This is a genomic window from Bradyrhizobium sp. CCBAU 45384, from assembly GCF_028128665.1.
Taxonomy (GTDB): Bacteria; Pseudomonadota; Alphaproteobacteria; order Rhizobiales; family Xanthobacteraceae; genus Bradyrhizobium; species Bradyrhizobium manausense.
Genome location: NZ_LBIZ01000111.1, coordinates 22,292 through 36,807, shown reverse-complemented (window position 1 = coordinate 36,807; position 14,516 = coordinate 22,292). Strand labels below are relative to the sequence as shown.

General features: G+C 62.1%; 17 protein-coding genes. 13 read left to right on the top strand and 4 right to left on the bottom strand.

Annotated features, from left to right (window positions below):
- Positions 1-12: 12 nt before the first annotated feature.
- Positions 13-378: a response regulator gene (locus tag XH80_RS22225; RefSeq protein WP_008130064.1), complete on the bottom strand. Its 366-nt coding sequence runs from the start codon at positions 376-378 to the stop codon at positions 13-15.
- A 265-nt stretch (positions 379-643) separates the two neighbouring features.
- On the opposite strand from XH80_RS22225, the gene XH80_RS22220 reads away from it, so the two are divergent.
- From XH80_RS22220 to XH80_RS22210, 3 genes are all read left to right on the top strand, one after another.
- Positions 644-955 carry a DUF3572 domain-containing protein gene (locus tag XH80_RS22220; protein WP_220005200.1) on the top strand — a complete coding sequence of 104 codons (312 nt, stop codon included), beginning with the start codon at positions 644-646 and terminating at the stop codon, positions 953-955.
- Positions 952-2,241 carry a DNA polymerase IV gene (locus XH80_RS22215; protein WP_271600413.1) on the top strand — a complete coding sequence of 430 codons (1,290 nt, stop codon included), beginning with the start codon at positions 952-954 and terminating at the stop codon, positions 2,239-2,241. Before XH80_RS22220 ends, XH80_RS22215 begins: the two co-directional genes overlap by 4 nt.
- A 215-nt stretch (positions 2,242-2,456) precedes the next feature.
- Positions 2,457-3,629: an MFS transporter gene (locus XH80_RS22210; RefSeq protein ID WP_271600412.1), complete on the top strand. Its 1,173-nt coding sequence runs from the start codon at positions 2,457-2,459 to the stop codon at positions 3,627-3,629.
- 387 nt (positions 3,630-4,016) lie between these two features.
- Here the strand turns inward: XH80_RS22210 and XH80_RS22205 are convergent, their stop codons facing one another.
- Positions 4,017-4,937, bottom strand: coding sequence for an adenylate/guanylate cyclase domain-containing protein (locus XH80_RS22205; protein ID WP_271600411.1), 921 nt, complete (start codon positions 4,935-4,937; stop codon positions 4,017-4,019).
- A 1,098-nt stretch (positions 4,938-6,035) separates the two neighbouring features.
- Between XH80_RS22205 and XH80_RS22200 the strand changes: the two genes are divergently transcribed.
- From XH80_RS22200 to XH80_RS22170, 7 genes are all read left to right on the top strand, one after another.
- Complete coding sequence (locus XH80_RS22200; protein ID WP_271600410.1) at positions 6,036-6,320, top strand: hypothetical protein; 285 nt, start codon at positions 6,036-6,038, stop codon at positions 6,318-6,320.
- Positions 6,321-6,453: 133 nt separating this feature from the next.
- Positions 6,454-6,708, top strand: a complete 255-nt coding sequence (locus XH80_RS22195) for a DUF1127 domain-containing protein (protein ID WP_271600409.1) — start codon at positions 6,454-6,456, stop codon at positions 6,706-6,708.
- 345 nt (positions 6,709-7,053) lie between these two features.
- Positions 7,054-7,269 (top strand): dodecin family protein, encoded by a 216-nt coding sequence (locus tag XH80_RS22190; protein WP_057756602.1) that lies wholly within the window; start codon positions 7,054-7,056, stop codon positions 7,267-7,269.
- A gap of 67 nt (positions 7,270-7,336) precedes the next feature.
- Positions 7,337-7,648 (top strand): hypothetical protein, encoded by a 312-nt coding sequence (locus XH80_RS22185; protein ID WP_271600408.1) that lies wholly within the window; start codon positions 7,337-7,339, stop codon positions 7,646-7,648.
- A gap of 149 nt (positions 7,649-7,797) precedes the next feature.
- A complete protein-coding gene (locus tag XH80_RS22180; RefSeq protein ID WP_271600407.1) occupies positions 7,798-7,974 on the top strand; it encodes a hypothetical protein in 177 nt (58 codons plus the stop codon).
- A 39-nt stretch (positions 7,975-8,013) separates the two neighbouring features.
- Positions 8,014-8,340: a GcrA family cell cycle regulator gene (locus tag XH80_RS22175; protein WP_271600406.1), complete on the top strand. Its 327-nt coding sequence runs from the start codon at positions 8,014-8,016 to the stop codon at positions 8,338-8,340.
- Between the two features lie 491 nt (positions 8,341-8,831).
- The gene (locus tag XH80_RS22170) at positions 8,832-10,205 is read left to right on the top strand and encodes a cytochrome P450 (RefSeq protein WP_271600405.1); all 1,374 of its coding nucleotides are present in this window, start codon (positions 8,832-8,834) and stop codon (positions 10,203-10,205) included.
- 130 nt (positions 10,206-10,335) lie between these two features.
- Here the strand turns inward: XH80_RS22170 and XH80_RS22165 are convergent, their stop codons facing one another.
- Positions 10,336-10,737 carry a RidA family protein gene (locus XH80_RS22165; protein ID WP_057751440.1) on the bottom strand — a complete coding sequence of 134 codons (402 nt, stop codon included), beginning with the start codon at positions 10,735-10,737 and terminating at the stop codon, positions 10,336-10,338.
- 104 nt (positions 10,738-10,841) lie between these two features.
- Complete coding sequence (locus XH80_RS22160; protein ID WP_271600404.1) at positions 10,842-11,687, bottom strand: cell envelope integrity EipB family protein; 846 nt, start codon at positions 11,685-11,687, stop codon at positions 10,842-10,844.
- Positions 11,688-11,941: 254 nt separating this feature from the next.
- Between XH80_RS22160 and XH80_RS22155 the strand changes: the two genes are divergently transcribed.
- Genes XH80_RS22155 through XH80_RS22145 form a run of 3 tightly spaced genes read left to right on the top strand, consistent with a single transcriptional unit; the run spans position 11,942 to position 14,472 of the window.
- On the top strand, positions 11,942-12,409 hold the full coding sequence (locus XH80_RS22155; protein ID WP_271600403.1) for a RidA family protein: 468 nt from the start codon (positions 11,942-11,944) through the stop codon (positions 12,407-12,409).
- 5 nt (positions 12,410-12,414) lie between these two features.
- Positions 12,415-13,161, top strand: a complete 747-nt coding sequence (locus tag XH80_RS22150) for a glycerophosphodiester phosphodiesterase (protein ID WP_271600402.1) — start codon at positions 12,415-12,417, stop codon at positions 13,159-13,161.
- Positions 13,162-13,215: 54 nt separating this feature from the next.
- A complete protein-coding gene (locus XH80_RS22145; RefSeq protein WP_271600401.1) occupies positions 13,216-14,472 on the top strand; it encodes a GNAT family N-acetyltransferase in 1,257 nt (418 codons plus the stop codon).
- The last annotated feature ends 44 nt before the right edge of the window (positions 14,473-14,516 follow it).

Below are 14,516 nucleotides of genomic sequence, written 5' to 3'. Positions count from 1 at the left end.
GAAACTCACTCCCTACCCGATAAAACGCCGGACCGTCTCAATGAATTTGCCGACCGAGATCGGCTTGGACAAATAGGCTTCGCAGCCGCCCTCGCGGATGCGCTCTTCGTCGCCCTTCATCGCGAAGGCCGTGACCGCGACGACGGGGATGGAACGCAGCTCCGGATCGTCCTTGATCCAGCGCGTCACTTCGAGCCCCGAGACCTGGGGCAATTGGATATCCATCAGCACGAGGTCGGGCCGCATCTTGCGCACGAGGTCGAGCGCCTCGTAACCGTTGCTGGTGCCGGAGGTCTGGTAGCCATGCGCCTCCAACAGGTCGCGGAAGAGCTTCATGTTGAGCTCGTTGTCTTCCACGATCAGGACGGTCTTAGCCATCCCGCCCTCCTGTTTGGTCCCGACGACCGATGCATGGTAACGCCTCAGGCGCCGCTTTCCGGCGCTTCGAAAACTGGATTCAAACTAGCCCCAGAGTCGCTTGAGTTTGGTTAAACCCAAGGGGCCACTTTCTGCGATGTGGTTTCCAGTTGCTTGTCTGGGGCCGCAAGGCTCACGCCCAAGCCTCAACATAAAGACTCAGTCTCGAGACTCGGGCATAGTCCAAAGTAGACACCGAAAGTTAACGGAAAGGCAAACCGGGCCCGTGAAAAAGCCTGTTCACAACCCCCGCGAAGTCGCTGAAATCGTTGCGATTCAGGCGCTGTCCTTCGTCGCCGGCGAGCCTGAAAGGCTGGGCCTGTTCCTGGCCGAGACCGGGGTCGGCCCGGAAACGCTCCGGAATGCCGCCTCGGACCCGCATTTCCTGCTCAGCGTGCTCGATTTCGTGCTGCGCGATGACGACACCGTCAAGGCCTTTGCCAAGGCCTCGGAACTGCACCCGACCAACGTTGCCGCAGCGCGGCAGGTGCTGGGCGATGCGCTCGGCGACCGGACCTGGGAGCGCGACGTGCCGTGACCGCCCTGGAGGCAGCCGGGCCCCGCTGCTTCTGCCGGGATTGTCTGGCCGATCAGGATATGGGCGGGCGGCGCTGTTCCGCCTGCGGCTCCCCCCGCCTCGTCCGCCACCGGGCGCTTGCAGGGCTGACCATCGCCCATGTCGATTGCGACGCCTTCTATGCGACGGTCGAGAAGCGCGACAATCCTGACATCGCCGACAAGCCCGTCATCATCGGCGGCGGAAAACGCGGCGTGGTCTCGGCGGCCTGCTACATCGCGCGCACCTATGGCGTCCGCTCGGCGATGCCGATGTTCAAGGCGTTGGAGGCCTGCCCGCATGCGACCGTGATCCCGCCCAACATGACGAAGTACGTCCGCGTCGGCCGCGAGGTGCGGCAGGCCATGCAGGCGCTGACGCCGCTGGTCGAGCCGCTCTCGATCGACGAGGCCTTCCTCGATCTCTCCGGCACCGAGCGGGTGCACGGCATGATCCCGGCAAAGGTGCTGGCGCGCTTTGCCCGCGAGGTCGAGCGCGACGTCGGCATCACCGTCTCGGTCGGCCTGTCCCGCAACAAGTTCCTGGCCAAGATCGCCTCCGATCTCGACAAGCCGCGCGGCTTCGCCGCGCTCGACCAGGAGGAAGCGCGCACCATGCTGGCCGAGAAGCCGGTCGGCTTCATCTTCGGCGTCGGCCCCGCAACGCAAGAACGTCTCATGCAGCGCGGCTTCCGTCTCATTGCCGATCTGCAAAAGGCCGACGAGATCGAGCTGATGCGGCTGTTTCCCAGCGACGGCCGCCGGCTCTGGCGGCTCGCGCGCGGCATCGACGATCGCCGCGTCGAGCCCGATCGCGGCGCCAAGACGATTTCCAGCGAAACGACGTTCGAGACCGACATCCGCGATTTCGCGACGCTGGAGAAGATCCTGTGGCGGCTGTGCGAGAAGACATCGTCGCGGCTGAAAAGCAGTGAGCTTGCCGGCTCGACCGTCACGCTGAAGCTCAAGACCGCCGATTTCCGCCAACGCACCCGCTCGCAGTCGATCGCAGCCCCGACGCAGCTTGCCGCAAAGATCTTCTCGATCTGCCGCGAGATGCTGGCGAAAGAGATCGACGGCACCGCCTTCCGCCTGATGGGCGCCGGCGTCAGCGCCCTGCGCGACGGCTCGCCCGCCGACGACACCGACATGCTCGACCGCCGCGCCGCGCACGCCGAGCGTGCGGTGGACAGCCTGCGCAAGAAGTTCGGCAATGCCGCCGTCATTCGCGGCATTGCGTACGAGGGGCCCGAGAAGGCGCAGGAGTGATGGCGACCTGCCTCCACATCGTCATTGCACGGCGGGGCCCGTGTCATAGGCCGCTGGCCGACTGATCTCTGCTCAACCCATGCGATTGGAACCGGGTTGTCCCGTAGTTTTCGGTGTTTGGGCTCAGATTCTTGGGTCAAGCCGAGATCGCGGCTTGCTTCGCGGGAGCTTCGACGTGACACTGGCCGGATGCAATCGTTGGACCGGGGGGCCACGTGGAATCGAAATGGCGAATTCTGGCGCTGCTTTTCACCGCGCGCTGCGTCATGGGCATGCAGTTCGAAAGCGTCGGAGCGCTCGGCCCGCTGCTTCGAGCTGAGGGCCTCGATTACGCCCGGCTCGGCATCCTGGTCGGCGCCTATCTGGCACCCAGCGTCCTGGTTGCGCTTCCCGGCGGAATAGTGGTCCAACGGCTCGGCGAACGACCGACGCTTCTCCTCTGCGCGGCGCTGATGTTCGCCGGCGCCGTCGTCGATCTGTCGAGCGACTGGAACGCGCGCCTGCTGGCCAGAATCGTCGCGGGTACGGGCGCGGTGGTGTTTACCATCGCCGGCACCAAGATGATCGCCGATCTATTCACTGGGAGGCAGTTCGGCCTTGCGATGGCGGCGTTCGCCGGCTCGTGGCCGTGCGGGATAGCGCTGGCGTTGGTCGCATTACCGCCGATCGCGGACAAGTTCGGGCTGATCGGCGCGTCGGTAGCGATGGTGATCCTGACCCTGATGGCGCTGATCCTCTTGTTCGCGCTGCCGAAGCAGGCGCGGCCGGTCGTGCCGTTGTCCGCGGCCTTCCCAGGCGCGGCCGTCACGGCCGCGGTGGTCATTGCAGGCCTCGTCGCTGGCACTGCCAACGCCACTTTCGCCAATGCGTTTGCGTTCGGTCCGCTGCTTCTCACCGAGAGGGGCTATACGGCCGAGATCGCCGCCTCTCACGTCAGCGTCGCGCTGTGGGTCACCATCGCGGCCATCCCACTCGGCGGCGCGCTTGCGATCCGGCGAGGTGCCGGCATCTGGATCGCTGCCGCGTCCCTCCTGCTCGCCGCGCTCGGGATGGCAGCCATTCCGCTGTCCGACCACGACGTTCTCATCTTCGCAGCACTGGGGCTGGTGGCCGGTCTGTCCGGTGCGACCTTCGCCAGCCTGCCGACATGGGCGCTTCCCGTCCAGGCGCGCGCGGTCGGAATGGGAATCTACTTCTCCGCGTTCTACGGCAGCATGCTGGCGTTGCCGCCGATCGCCGGCGTCTTCGCGCACCGGGCCGGCAGTGCGGGCATCGCCTTCAACGTCGCAGCCGTCGCGCTTTTTATCGCCATCCCGCTGCTCGGGGCCTTCGCCGCACTGGTTTCCACCCCGAGCTTGGCTCCAGCGGTCGAGGAAGGTGCGGCCTAAGGCTTGCGATTTTTGGGCGGCAGCCGGAAGGGATCGGTATGTTGTCGAGATTGGGTCCTCTTTGCTTCTTGTATCTGGTGATTGCCTCGGGCCCGGCCATCGCGGAGTGCACGTCTCCGGGATTCAACCCTGGGAAAGATTTTTGCAACAACTGAAACGCGTCGGCTGCTACGGCGGCAGCGCCGATGGCAAATGGGACGACAGCTCCCAGAAGGCGCTCGGCTTGTTCAACACAAGCGCGCAAACCATGTTCGACCGCTCGGGGGCAATTGTGTCCACGTCAGCAGCGAGGCTAATTCGAAGACTTGCAACTTAAGATTCTGGTTTGCAGCCAAAGGAGCCATAGCTGCCGCAGCCGCACGGCGGATTGATCCGGCCAAGTGGCGGCTAACGCAAGATAAAGGCTGTCAGCAGCTCGGCCTTTCCTTTCAGTTCCAAAGTTGCGCGGTCGGCCTGCGGCTTCTTCTCAGAAAGGGCATCGTAAACCGTCTCGGAAATTAGAATCTCATTAGCTTTGGCCGCACTCTGCAGGCGTGCAGCCGTGTTCACCACGTCCCCGATAGCTGTAAAATTCTTCGATCCTCCTGTGGCCAGGGAGCCAACTTGCGCCTTGCCCATATGAATCCCGACACTAACCGGCAGCGACTCCGTGACCTTCCCCTCGGCCTGGATCAGCCGTCTCGTCGCTGCGACCATGATGTCCGCCGTTCGCGCGCCGAGCGAGGGCATATCGACAAGGTAGATAGCCATGACTTGGTCACCTATGAAGTCGACCAAGGCGTCATCGGAGGTGAGCACCCGATTAGCTCTCGCGTAGAAAGCGCTCACCAAGTCAGCTGCGGCGCTCGAGGTGTGGGTCTCGGACCACGAGGTGAACCCACGTAGGTCGGCGAAAAGCACTCCGACTTTCAGCTCGTGAGTTGTTGTCGGCAAGGCTTCGAAGCAGCTCCGGCAGTAGTTTGGGTTGGGCGGCGACGGCCTGATGCCGAACACTTTGCCCAGGCCACCGAACGGCACCATGCAGAACCTACATCGCGGCTCTGACGGGAGCAGCCTCAGCATTCGCCGGTGCCTGCCAACGAATCCAGTTCTGCATAGCGGCAAGATCAGCGGGTTCTCCAGCGTCGATAGACGTCGCACGACCCAGGCATCATAGTTGCAAATCAGCGAGACCAATCCCAGGAGGAGCACCCCGAGCAGAAGAAGGCCGGCCCAGATGGAGACGTACACGGCCAAAAGGAGCGCAAGCAACACCGCGATGATTTCGAGGCAGTCCACCCCGATCTCGAAGTATCTCGCCTTCGTCATGGGCGCACCAACTAAGTCGCAGGTTACCGGGGGTTCACCGGCAGGGACGCCGCGCTTTCAGCCACTTCAAGGAGGCGACATGGGGTCAAAGCTAGGGCACGTTGACTGGCGGCATAGGCGCCGTCGCGCGCGGCAAGAAATCAGTTTGATGCTGGCCGCGCGCCGCCAACATCAGCGCGAAAACGACAAAGAGTATTAAGAGCCCTCGCATCGTGCGCTGTCAAATCAAGGCATAGCCACCATGAGAGCAAGAGCAGCCCCGCCACTTCCCGGACCAGCTGCCGCAAAATATAGCGCAGCTAGGGCGATAATCCCCAGGACGCAGTAGCCGGCGATAATCCGTCCGTCGCAATCCCTTGTTAGCTGGGCTGACGGCGCGTGAGTATATGCTTTAGCTGCCATGACCTAAGTCCTTCCAGTTTGTGCTCGATGAGCGTGCTGAGACGAGGCGATGGTGTGTGTGGTGAAATGACAGTTAGTGAGCTGATCGATTGTCGTCGCGCAAGGTGGCGTGTTGTTCCATGCCACCCGACATAACCATGCTCTGGTGGAGACCAATCGCAACAGCGCCAGCGAAGAACAAGACGGCGTACAAGGCTAGGACAGCTCTCGCCCAGCGCCTGTGAGTGATCCTGTCTTCGTGAGTTCTGGCAGCAGGTTCGTCTAGTGAAAACGGCTTGGTAACGTGGGCGGAATCCTCACTAAAATAATCCATAGGAAAACTCCTTGAATTTGGTTCTGTGAGTGTTTGGGATTTCCTCTCCGGATTTGGGATACTGCAAATCCAGGTACCTTACACGTCAGCGCCGAGGGCGTTGTGTTAGCCCGTTCTCTTATGGGTCCCCACGGATTTCCCATAGTTCAATCGCATTACGAATTTAACAGGTCAGCGCTACTGCACTTCACGAGTAAGCGAAGACCGTTTTCGTTCGGCGGTATCCGACTAAGCACCACGTGCGGCAGTTGGTTATGCTTCGCTGATAACGTGCATCGGAATTCGATGCGACACGTGAACTGGCTCACAGGGGGCGCCGGAGAAACCGGCTAGAGTGAACACGGAAGTCGTGCTGCGAATATTTCTTTGCGTAGGAGATTTCCATGAAGAAGCTATTTTCGATCGGAGCTATTGCAGCTCTCCTCAGTATAGCCAGAGCGTCGGCTGCGGAGCTTCCAACGTTTGAACTTGCGGCCTTCCCGATCACGGCACACCAAGTTGCCTTGATAGGAGGAACGAATGTTGAGGAGCAGGCGCCCACACCAACGCTTATGCTCAACGGCATGTCCGCCTCCCCCCATCAGATTGCAGTCTTGGCTCCGCGCTCCAAGGTGACGGCGGCTACAATCGTTGCGAAGCAGGCATCAGTCGGATTGTCAGCGCGATAATCCAACCGGATGCATTTGCGGGTCTGATCGGCTTCGGTCGTCATCCTGTCCGTTGCTGTCTACTCGATCTCGAGGATTGCACCGCGACGCTGATGCGCGTGCCGGCCAAGTTGAAGAATCCGGAGATTGCACAATGAGCACGACCTATGGTGCAACAGGGCGGGCCAGACGGCTCGTTTTTGCGGGGCGAATTATCGGCTTCCTGGAGAGATATTGGGATGCGTTTCAAGAGCGGCGCAAACGCGAAAGATTATGCGCCGTCTTGGCCAATCTAAATGACGCGGAACTGATGGACATCGGGATTTCACGCGGCGAGATCGACCACGTCGCCTCGAACCGGGACATCGACCCGCGAGGCGTCCGATCGATCCCTCCGATGAACGTCTGATGTCAGGTATCGAGGGATTCTGGAATTGGACGCGGTGGCGTACCAATTTTTCGGGGCCGACTTTCTATGGGTCAAAGTGCAATGAACTCCGCTTATCTTGGTCACTGTAATGACGGGCGACCGTTCGGCATCGCTCAGTTGTGGTGCAAGTGGCCGAGTTTCGAGAAGTAGAGCGGGACCCCCAATCGAATACCTGTTCAATGGGTACGAGGTCCTGATCCCGAAGCCATCGGGCCGAACAGGAAAGTGACAGCCAGTCGGACCCTTTCCGCCGCATTCCCGAGACGTATCAGCGTCGAGATCCTGGTGCTAGACTTCCTGCTCCTACCGATTAGGAGGACGAATATGCCCGACAGCGTCTACAAGGTCATAGAACTGGTCGGTACCAGCACCGACTCATGGGAGAAGGCGGCCGCTAATGCGGTCGAGCAAGCTGCTCGATCTCTCCGAGATCTTCGCATTGCAGAGGTGGTCAAGCTCGATATGCAACTGGATGACAAGGGGAAAGTCGAGGCCTATCGCGCCAAGCTCAACGTATCGTTCAAGTTCGAGGGCTCCTGAGCCTCAGCACCTCGCCCCTTCTAGGGCGAGGATGGCTCCTGTTGGAAAAAGGGCGCGTGGTGGCCCCATGTACATGGTCATTCGCAAGTACAGCAAGGTTCGTTCGGTAGCGGACGCCGCTCGTCGCGCTCGGAGCGGCGTTGGCGAGATCCTAAGGCAATCGCAGGGATTCAGATCTTACCATGTGCTGGATGCGGGCGACGGCGTCGGTATCGCGGTGATGATTTTTGACGATCGCGAAAGTGCCAACGCGGCGAACGCCAAGATACTGGCATTTGTTCAAGCCAGTCTACATGACCTCGATCTTGGGGTTCCTGAAATCGCTGCCGGCGAGGTTTTGGTAAACATAGAGCCTAATGGGTCCTCAGGCATCAAGTAGCCGAAAACGCTGCCTGCTGCATGGCCTGCCGCCCGCTGATGATGCAGTCAACCTGACCCGCATCACGTTTGCGGCGATCGCGCCCTGGCACCGGCGTTTGCCGGCAAAGACTTTGCGACTGCGCATATGTTTTCAAGGAGCACACGGACATGAAGCAACACACCTGCGAAGCATTTTCCACTGCAGCGATCGGCCGGGCACTACTCATGCTGACGCACAGCTTGATGCCACCCAGGAATCCCGACGAGGACGAGGAGGACGAAGACGAAGACGAGGAAGATGATGCTGACGAACCGGCGGTCGTGCGCGAGCCGGACGAAGACTAGACTAGCCGGTGTCTGGCAGTCAGCGTTATAATATCTACCATGGGCTGGGATGCGAAAGACATAGCGCTTCTCAAAAGGCTCTGGTCCGCAGGACAGAGCGCGGCGCAGATTGCCCGACACCTCGGCTGCAGCCGTAACGCGGTCTGCGGTATGCTGAACCGTTTGGGCCTCAAGCGGGGCCATAAGCCGCCCACAGCTCGGCCCCAGATAAGGCCGGCCCCGAAGCTGACGCCGTCGTCGGCAGCCTGCGCCCGTCCCGTCGCGCGGAAGGTGGCGTCGAATACAGCAGAGAGCCAGCCGCCAAAGGAGTTCAACAGGCAGCAGCTTTACGCCATTTTAGCTGAGGCGGTCAGAAACACTGGTTAGGAGCTCACCACGAACGTCATTGCGCTCCGGTCAATCTCAGGCCCACCACGACGGTTCGGCTGTTGCGAAGCTTCCCAACCCTTCGTCTGCTTCGGGGAGCCCCTTGTTTCCCTGCGCAAGCCCGAGCGGCTGTCGCGTGGCTAAGCATTTCACTATCGGGTCACAAGCAGGCTTACGATGCTTGTACAATCTTGGTCCGCCTTAAGTCAGTCGGCGGACATTCCGAGGCTGATGATTGAAGCCAACGAGAGCCGAGCCGAACTTGGATCGTCAAGCTGCGGGTCCGTCAGGGTGGAGATGGTCGTCGTTCCGAATGTCGGAGTCGTAGCACATCACCTTGCGCGATGGCTCCGGATGCAGCCTACACTTCTCGTCGGCGCGAAGGAAGTGTACGCGGTTGATCAGTGCGGCCGCGGCAAGTAAAAGGTGAAACAGGAACTTTTTGCCGATTTTTCCCGTTTCCGACATTCTGGTTCAGTCATTCACGGCCCATGTTGCATCGCAACGAACCCTGCCCACCCGCGCCGGTTCCTCCACAGGGCCGGCTGGGCCTTGTCGACATCCTGATCCGGCTGAAGCGCAATCCGCTCGAATGCTGGAGCGAAGATTTCTTTCGCGATCCGATTTGCAAGCTTCGCCTTCCTTTCCTTGACGCGTTCCTGGTTCACGAGCCGCAAGCCATCAAGCGCGTGCTGATGGACAATGCGAAGAATTATCCGAAAGACGCGATCCAGCGCCGGATTCTCTCCTCGGGCCTCGCCGACGGACTGCTCAGCGTCGAGAGCGAGCGGTGGGAGATCCAGCGCAGGGCGCTCGCCCCGTTGTTCGCGCGGCGGACGGTGAATTCGTTCACGAGAGCGATGCTGACGGCAGCAGACGAGTTGGTGGTGAAATGGTCGAAGCTGGGAGCAACCACGATAGACGTTGCCGCGGAGATGACTCTGATCACTCTGAGGGTGCTCACGCTGACGATCTTCTCCGACGGAATCGGCGGCGACCTCGGCGAATTCAGCTCGGCGATGACCGCTTACTTCGACGTGGTCGGGCGCATCGGAGCTCTCGATCTGCTCGGGGTGCCCACCTTCGTGCCGCGTCCCGGCCACGGACGCCTGCGGCGCACGATGGCCTATTTCGAGGGCATCATCGACAGGATCGTTCAGATGAGGCACGAACGGCTTGCCCGGGAAGACGCCCCCGACGATCTTTTGACGCTCTTGCTGAAGGCGCTCGATCCGTCGACAGGCCAGCGGCTGGATTCGACGGAGATCCGCTCGAACATCCTGACGTTTCTTTCAGCCGGTCACGAGACCACGGCAAATACGCTCACCTGGTCGTTCTTTCTGCTTTCACAATCGCCCGAGTGGCGCGCGCGCGTCCGCGAAGAGGCCGAGCGCGAGCTCTCTTCGCCGGACGGCCTGGCCGACCGGCTTGTCGTAGCCAGAGCGGTCGTGGAGGAGGCGCTTCGCCTGTACCCACCGATCGCAGCGCTGAGCCGTTCTGCCCTCGAGAGCGACCTGCTGGGCGACGTCAAAGTCGGGCGGCGCTCGCTGATCGTGATCGCGCCTTACGTGCTGCACCGGCACAGGGCCATATGGGACCGGCCCAACGTTTTCGACCCGTCGCGCTTCCTGCCGGAGGCGCGGTCCACCATTCCGCGGTTCACCTATCTGCCGTTCGGTATCGGCCCACGGACCTGCATCGGTTCTTCTTTCGCGCTGCAGGAAGCCACCATCATCCTGGCCGTCCTGATCCGGAACTTCGATATGCGCCTGTCTGCGGACGCCGACGTCTGGCCGGTTCAGCGGATCACGCTGCGAACGGCCAAAGGCCTGCCCATGCGGATCAGCCGCCGCGAACGGCCATGATGGCATAGTACTCCTGTTTTGCCCGACGGGTCAAAGGAAATTCTGCAAAAACGAAATGGCGCGCCGTTCGAGACGGCGTTTCTACTGTGCATGGGGTTGTTTTCAAGTTTTGCGAAAGCGGCCTGCGACCTCAATCCGCCACCGCGATCGCCTCGATCTCGATCAGCCATTCCGGCGCGGCCAGCGCGGAGACGCCGACGAGCGTACTGGCCGGCGGCTCCATGCCTTCGAAGAAGGCCGAGCGGGCCTTGCCGATGATCGGGCGCAGCTCCGGCTTGTAGCCGACGACGAAGGTCGTGATCTTGACGATGTTGGCGTAGGTGGCGCCCGCTGCCTTCAAGGCGTGGCCGAGATTCTGCATCACCTGCGTGGTCTGCGCGGCGATATCACCCTCGCCGACGATCCGCCCCTCTTCGTCCACCGACACCTGGCCGGAGATGTAGATCGTTCGCGCCCCGGAGGCGGTGACGACGTGAGAATAAGCGGGATTGTGGTGCAGGCCGCTGGGGCGGAGATGATCAAGCTTGGGCAACGCTTCCTCCCGACGTTTATGGTTGGACGGGAGCGTAACCGGAGATGGCGCTCCGGGCTAGTGTCGCCGCTCAATTACAGGGCTTCTTCAATTACAAGGCTTCTTCAATTACAGGGCTTGCTGTCCTTGACGTCGAACTTGCCCATCGCGCCCGAGATCACGAAATCGTTGTAATCGAGCACGAGCTGGCGGGAGACGCCGTTCTCGTAGAGCTCGAACGACATCGCATAGACCGGCGTCTGCTCGCCTTCCTTCTGCTGGGCTTCGCGGTCGAAATAGCTGACCGTCACCGGCCAGCGCGTCAGCGATTTCATGTGCTCGTCGGACGTCGACGGATCAGGCGAGGCGGTGCGGTCTGCGGGGATCGGCTGACCGATCACAGTCAGCGTATTGTAGACCTTCTGGCCGTCATCGGAGCCGTCATAGACGGAGAGCTCCAGCAGCGACTTGCCGTCCTTGGCGGCGGCAATGATGCGCTGGATCTGCTCGGTCGGGAACACGATCTTGCCGTCGAGGGTGAAGCTCTTCGGCGCCGGCAGTTTCAGCTTGACGTTGATGTGGTCGCCGTCGCGCTCCGCCGAGCCGTCGACGAGGCCGGCCTCGGCCTCGTTCATCCGCGTCTCGATCTTGAAGCGATAGCTTTTCCCGGCGGCATCCTCCCAGGAATTGGAGCGGAGGTCGCTCAGCGTGACCTTGCCCTCGCCGCTGTCGAGCTCGGAGACCTGGCGGAATTCGGACGTGTAGCCCTCGCAAGAGCTTCCGGCGAAATTGTAGAGGATGCGGCCGCGCGCGCTGTTGATCGAATTGGAGCGCGATTTGACCAGGCTGAGATCATAGAGCGCCTGGTGCGCGAGGAACGGACCGTTCGCGGCATGCGCGCCGCTACCGGCGCCGAGAGTGGCCACCGCGAGCGCCATCACACCGAGTGAAGTCCGGAAAAGGTGCACCATATCTATTCCCTGGGGACGCGCAGATTCGACACAATAATGACCGTTCCATTGCGTCGCAACTACGGCGGCTTCACTTAAAGTTGCGCCCCTCCGTCGAACCTTCTGATCTGCCTCAGGAAAATGCAGAGCGCGCCAGCCTCTCGCGGACAAATCCGCTTGCTTGCATGTGGCGGCACGATGGGCGAAACAGGGCCGCCCGGGCAGTTCCCAGACGCACCGGGCTTGGACGAGTTTTCAGACATCGAGGTCGAGACATGGCAGGCATGGTCGAGCAGAAACTGGCGGAACAGGGCATCAAGCTGCACGAGGCCCCCTCTCCCGTGGCCAATTACGTCCCGTTCGTACGGACCGGCAATTTGCTGTTCGTCTCCGGCCAGGTCTGCTTCGATCCCGCCGGCAAGCTGATCGCCAAGGGCAAGCTGGGCGCCGGCGTCTCGATCGAGGACGGCGCTGCAGCCGCGCGCGGCTGCGCCGTCAATCTGCTCGCGCAGGTCAAGGCCGCACTCGGCGACCTCGACAAGGTCACGCGCGTGGTGCGCCTCGGCGGCTTCATCAACTCGGCGCCGGACTTCCTGGACGGGCCGAAGGTGCTGAACGGCGCCTCCGACCTGATGGTCGCCGCGTTCGGTGACAAGGGCCGCCACGCCCGCACCACCGTCGGCGTCGCCTCGCTGCCCGCCGATGCGGCGGTCGAGGTCGAGGGCGTGTTCGAGGTCGCCTGACGTTCATGCGTGCTCCGGATTGGCTGACAGCGCGGCCGGTCGCCCATCGCGGCCTGCATGACATCTCCCGTGGCATCGTCGAGAACATGCCGGGGGCGGTACAGGCCGCAATCGCAGGCAATTTTGCGATCGAGGTCGATATCCAGCTCTCCGCTGACGGCGAGGCCATGGTGCATCACGACCATGCGCTCGGCCGCCTCACCGACGCCAGCGGCCCTGTGGTCGCGAAGACCGCCGCCGAGCTGAAGGCCATCACGTTCAAGGATACGCCCGAGCGGATGATGTCGCTCACTGACCTCTGCGCCATGGTCGACGGCCGAGTGCCGCTGGTGATCGAGGTGAAGAGCCATTTCGACGGTGACCGCAAGCTGGTGAAGCGGATGGCCGAGGTGCTGGCGTCCTATCGGGGCCATGCGGTCGGCATGTCCTTTGACCCCGACCAGGTGCTGGCGCTGCGCGAGCTGCTGCCCTCCCGCCCGCGCGGCATCGTCGCGCAGCGGAGCTATGAGGACGAGTACTGGGCGTACCTGACCCAGGAACAGCGCGACACCATGCTGTACCTGCGTCACGGCTTTCAGACCCAGCCGCATTTCGTCGCCTTCAGGGTCGACGACCTGCCCGCGCCCGCCCCTTGGATCGCCCGGAACATCTTCGGCTGCGCCCTGCTCGGCTGGACCACCCGCACATCAGAGCAGCGGACGCGGGTCGCGCGATATGCCGACCAGATGATCTTTGAGGGCTTCGTCCCGTAAGCTTGATGGTCCGGACCCTTGAAGTCGCTGCTGCAATGCACGATCTTGGGCGCAATGGCATCATCCGAAATCACCCTGGAGGCGGTCCCGTCCATTGGCGAAGTCTCGCCGGAGGATTGGGACGCCTGCGCCAATCCTGGCAAGGCTCTCAACGAAAAGGCCTGCAACGGGCATGGCTTGGGAACCTCATCCGGGCCTCCAGGCGATTCGCTCGGCCTGTTAAAGCCCGCCTATAACCCGTTCGTCTCTCACGCCTTTCTTTCCGCGATCGAGAAATCGGGTTCGGCCACGATCCGCACCGGCTGGGGACCGCGGCACCTCGTGGCCAAGATCGAGGGCCGCGTCGCCGGCGTCGTGCCCTGCTATCTGAAATCACACAGCCAGGGCGAATACGTTTTTGACCGCGGTTGGGCGGATGCTTATGAGCGCGCCGGCGGCCGGTACTATCCGAAGCTTCAGGTCGCTGTTCCCTTCACACCAGCCACAGGGCCGCGGCTGCTGGTGCGCGACGGCGTCGACCGCGAGCGCATCATGGAAGCGCTGGCGAGCGGCCTGGTGGCGCTGTGCGGTGTCAGCAAGGCGTCCTCGGTGCACGTCACCTTCGCGCGCGAGGCGGAGTGGAAGCTGCTCGCCCAGCACGGCTTCCTCCAGCGCACCGACCAGCAGTTCCACTGGCACAATGAGGGTTTTGCCACCTTCGACGATTTCCTGGCGACCCTGAACTCACGCCACCGCAAATCCATCAAGCGCGAGCGGCGCGATGCGCTTGCCGCAGGGATCAGCATTCACTGGCTCTCGGGCAAGGACATCACCGAGGACGCCTGGAACGCCTTCTTCAAATTCTACATGGAGACCGGCTCGCGCAAATGGGGCCGGCCCTACCTCACGCGCGAATTCTTCTCACTGATCGGCGACACCATGAGTCGGGACGTGCTGCTGGTGATGGCCCGTCGCAACGAGCGCTGGATTGCTGGCGCGATCAACTTCATCGGCTCGGACACGCTGTTCGGCCGCAACTGGGGCGCAGTCGAGCATCATCCGTTCCTGCATTTCGAGGTCTGCTACTACCAGGCGATCGATTTTGCGATCAAACATGGTCTTGCGCATGTCGAGGCCGGCGCGCAGGGCGAGCACAAGATCGCGCGCGGCTACCTGCCACGAACGACCCATTCCGCCCACTTCATCGCTGATCCGGGCCTGCGTCGCGCCATCGACGATTACCTCAAGCGCGAGCGCGCCTATGTCGCGGAGGCTGGGCGGGAGCTGGCCGAGCTCGGCCCGTTCCGGAAAGGCATCGACGAGGCGCCTTGACGCGCCGGTGCGGCTGGTGACAGTAAGCGCAAAATTGAGCTCAA

Coding starts and splice junctions, on each gene's coding strand:
- XH80_RS22170 (WP_271600405.1), top strand. CDS start 8,832: ATGTTGCATCGCAACGAACCCTGCCCACCCGCGCCGGTTCCTCCACAG.
- XH80_RS22145 (WP_271600401.1), top strand. CDS start 13,216: ATGGCATCATCCGAAATCACCCTGGAGGCGGTCCCGTCCATTGGCGAA.
- XH80_RS22225 (WP_008130064.1), bottom strand. CDS start 378: ATGGCTAAGACCGTCCTGATCGTGGAAGACAACGAGCTCAACATGAAG.
- XH80_RS22180 (WP_271600407.1), top strand. CDS start 7,798: ATGAAGCAACACACCTGCGAAGCATTTTCCACTGCAGCGATCGGCCGG.
- XH80_RS22150 (WP_271600402.1), top strand. CDS start 12,415: ATGCGTGCTCCGGATTGGCTGACAGCGCGGCCGGTCGCCCATCGCGGC.
- XH80_RS22175 (WP_271600406.1), top strand. CDS start 8,014: ATGGGCTGGGATGCGAAAGACATAGCGCTTCTCAAAAGGCTCTGGTCC.
- XH80_RS22205 (WP_271600411.1), bottom strand. CDS start 4,937: ATGACGAAGGCGAGATACTTCGAGATCGGGGTGGACTGCCTCGAAATC.
- XH80_RS22190 (WP_057756602.1), top strand. CDS start 7,054: ATGCCCGACAGCGTCTACAAGGTCATAGAACTGGTCGGTACCAGCACC.
- XH80_RS22195 (WP_271600409.1), top strand. CDS start 6,454: ATGAGCACGACCTATGGTGCAACAGGGCGGGCCAGACGGCTCGTTTTT.
- XH80_RS22155 (WP_271600403.1), top strand. CDS start 11,942: ATGGCAGGCATGGTCGAGCAGAAACTGGCGGAACAGGGCATCAAGCTG.
- XH80_RS22185 (WP_271600408.1), top strand. CDS start 7,337: ATGTACATGGTCATTCGCAAGTACAGCAAGGTTCGTTCGGTAGCGGAC.
- XH80_RS22200 (WP_271600410.1), top strand. CDS start 6,036: ATGAAGAAGCTATTTTCGATCGGAGCTATTGCAGCTCTCCTCAGTATA.
- XH80_RS22160 (WP_271600404.1), bottom strand. CDS start 11,687: ATGGTGCACCTTTTCCGGACTTCACTCGGTGTGATGGCGCTCGCGGTG.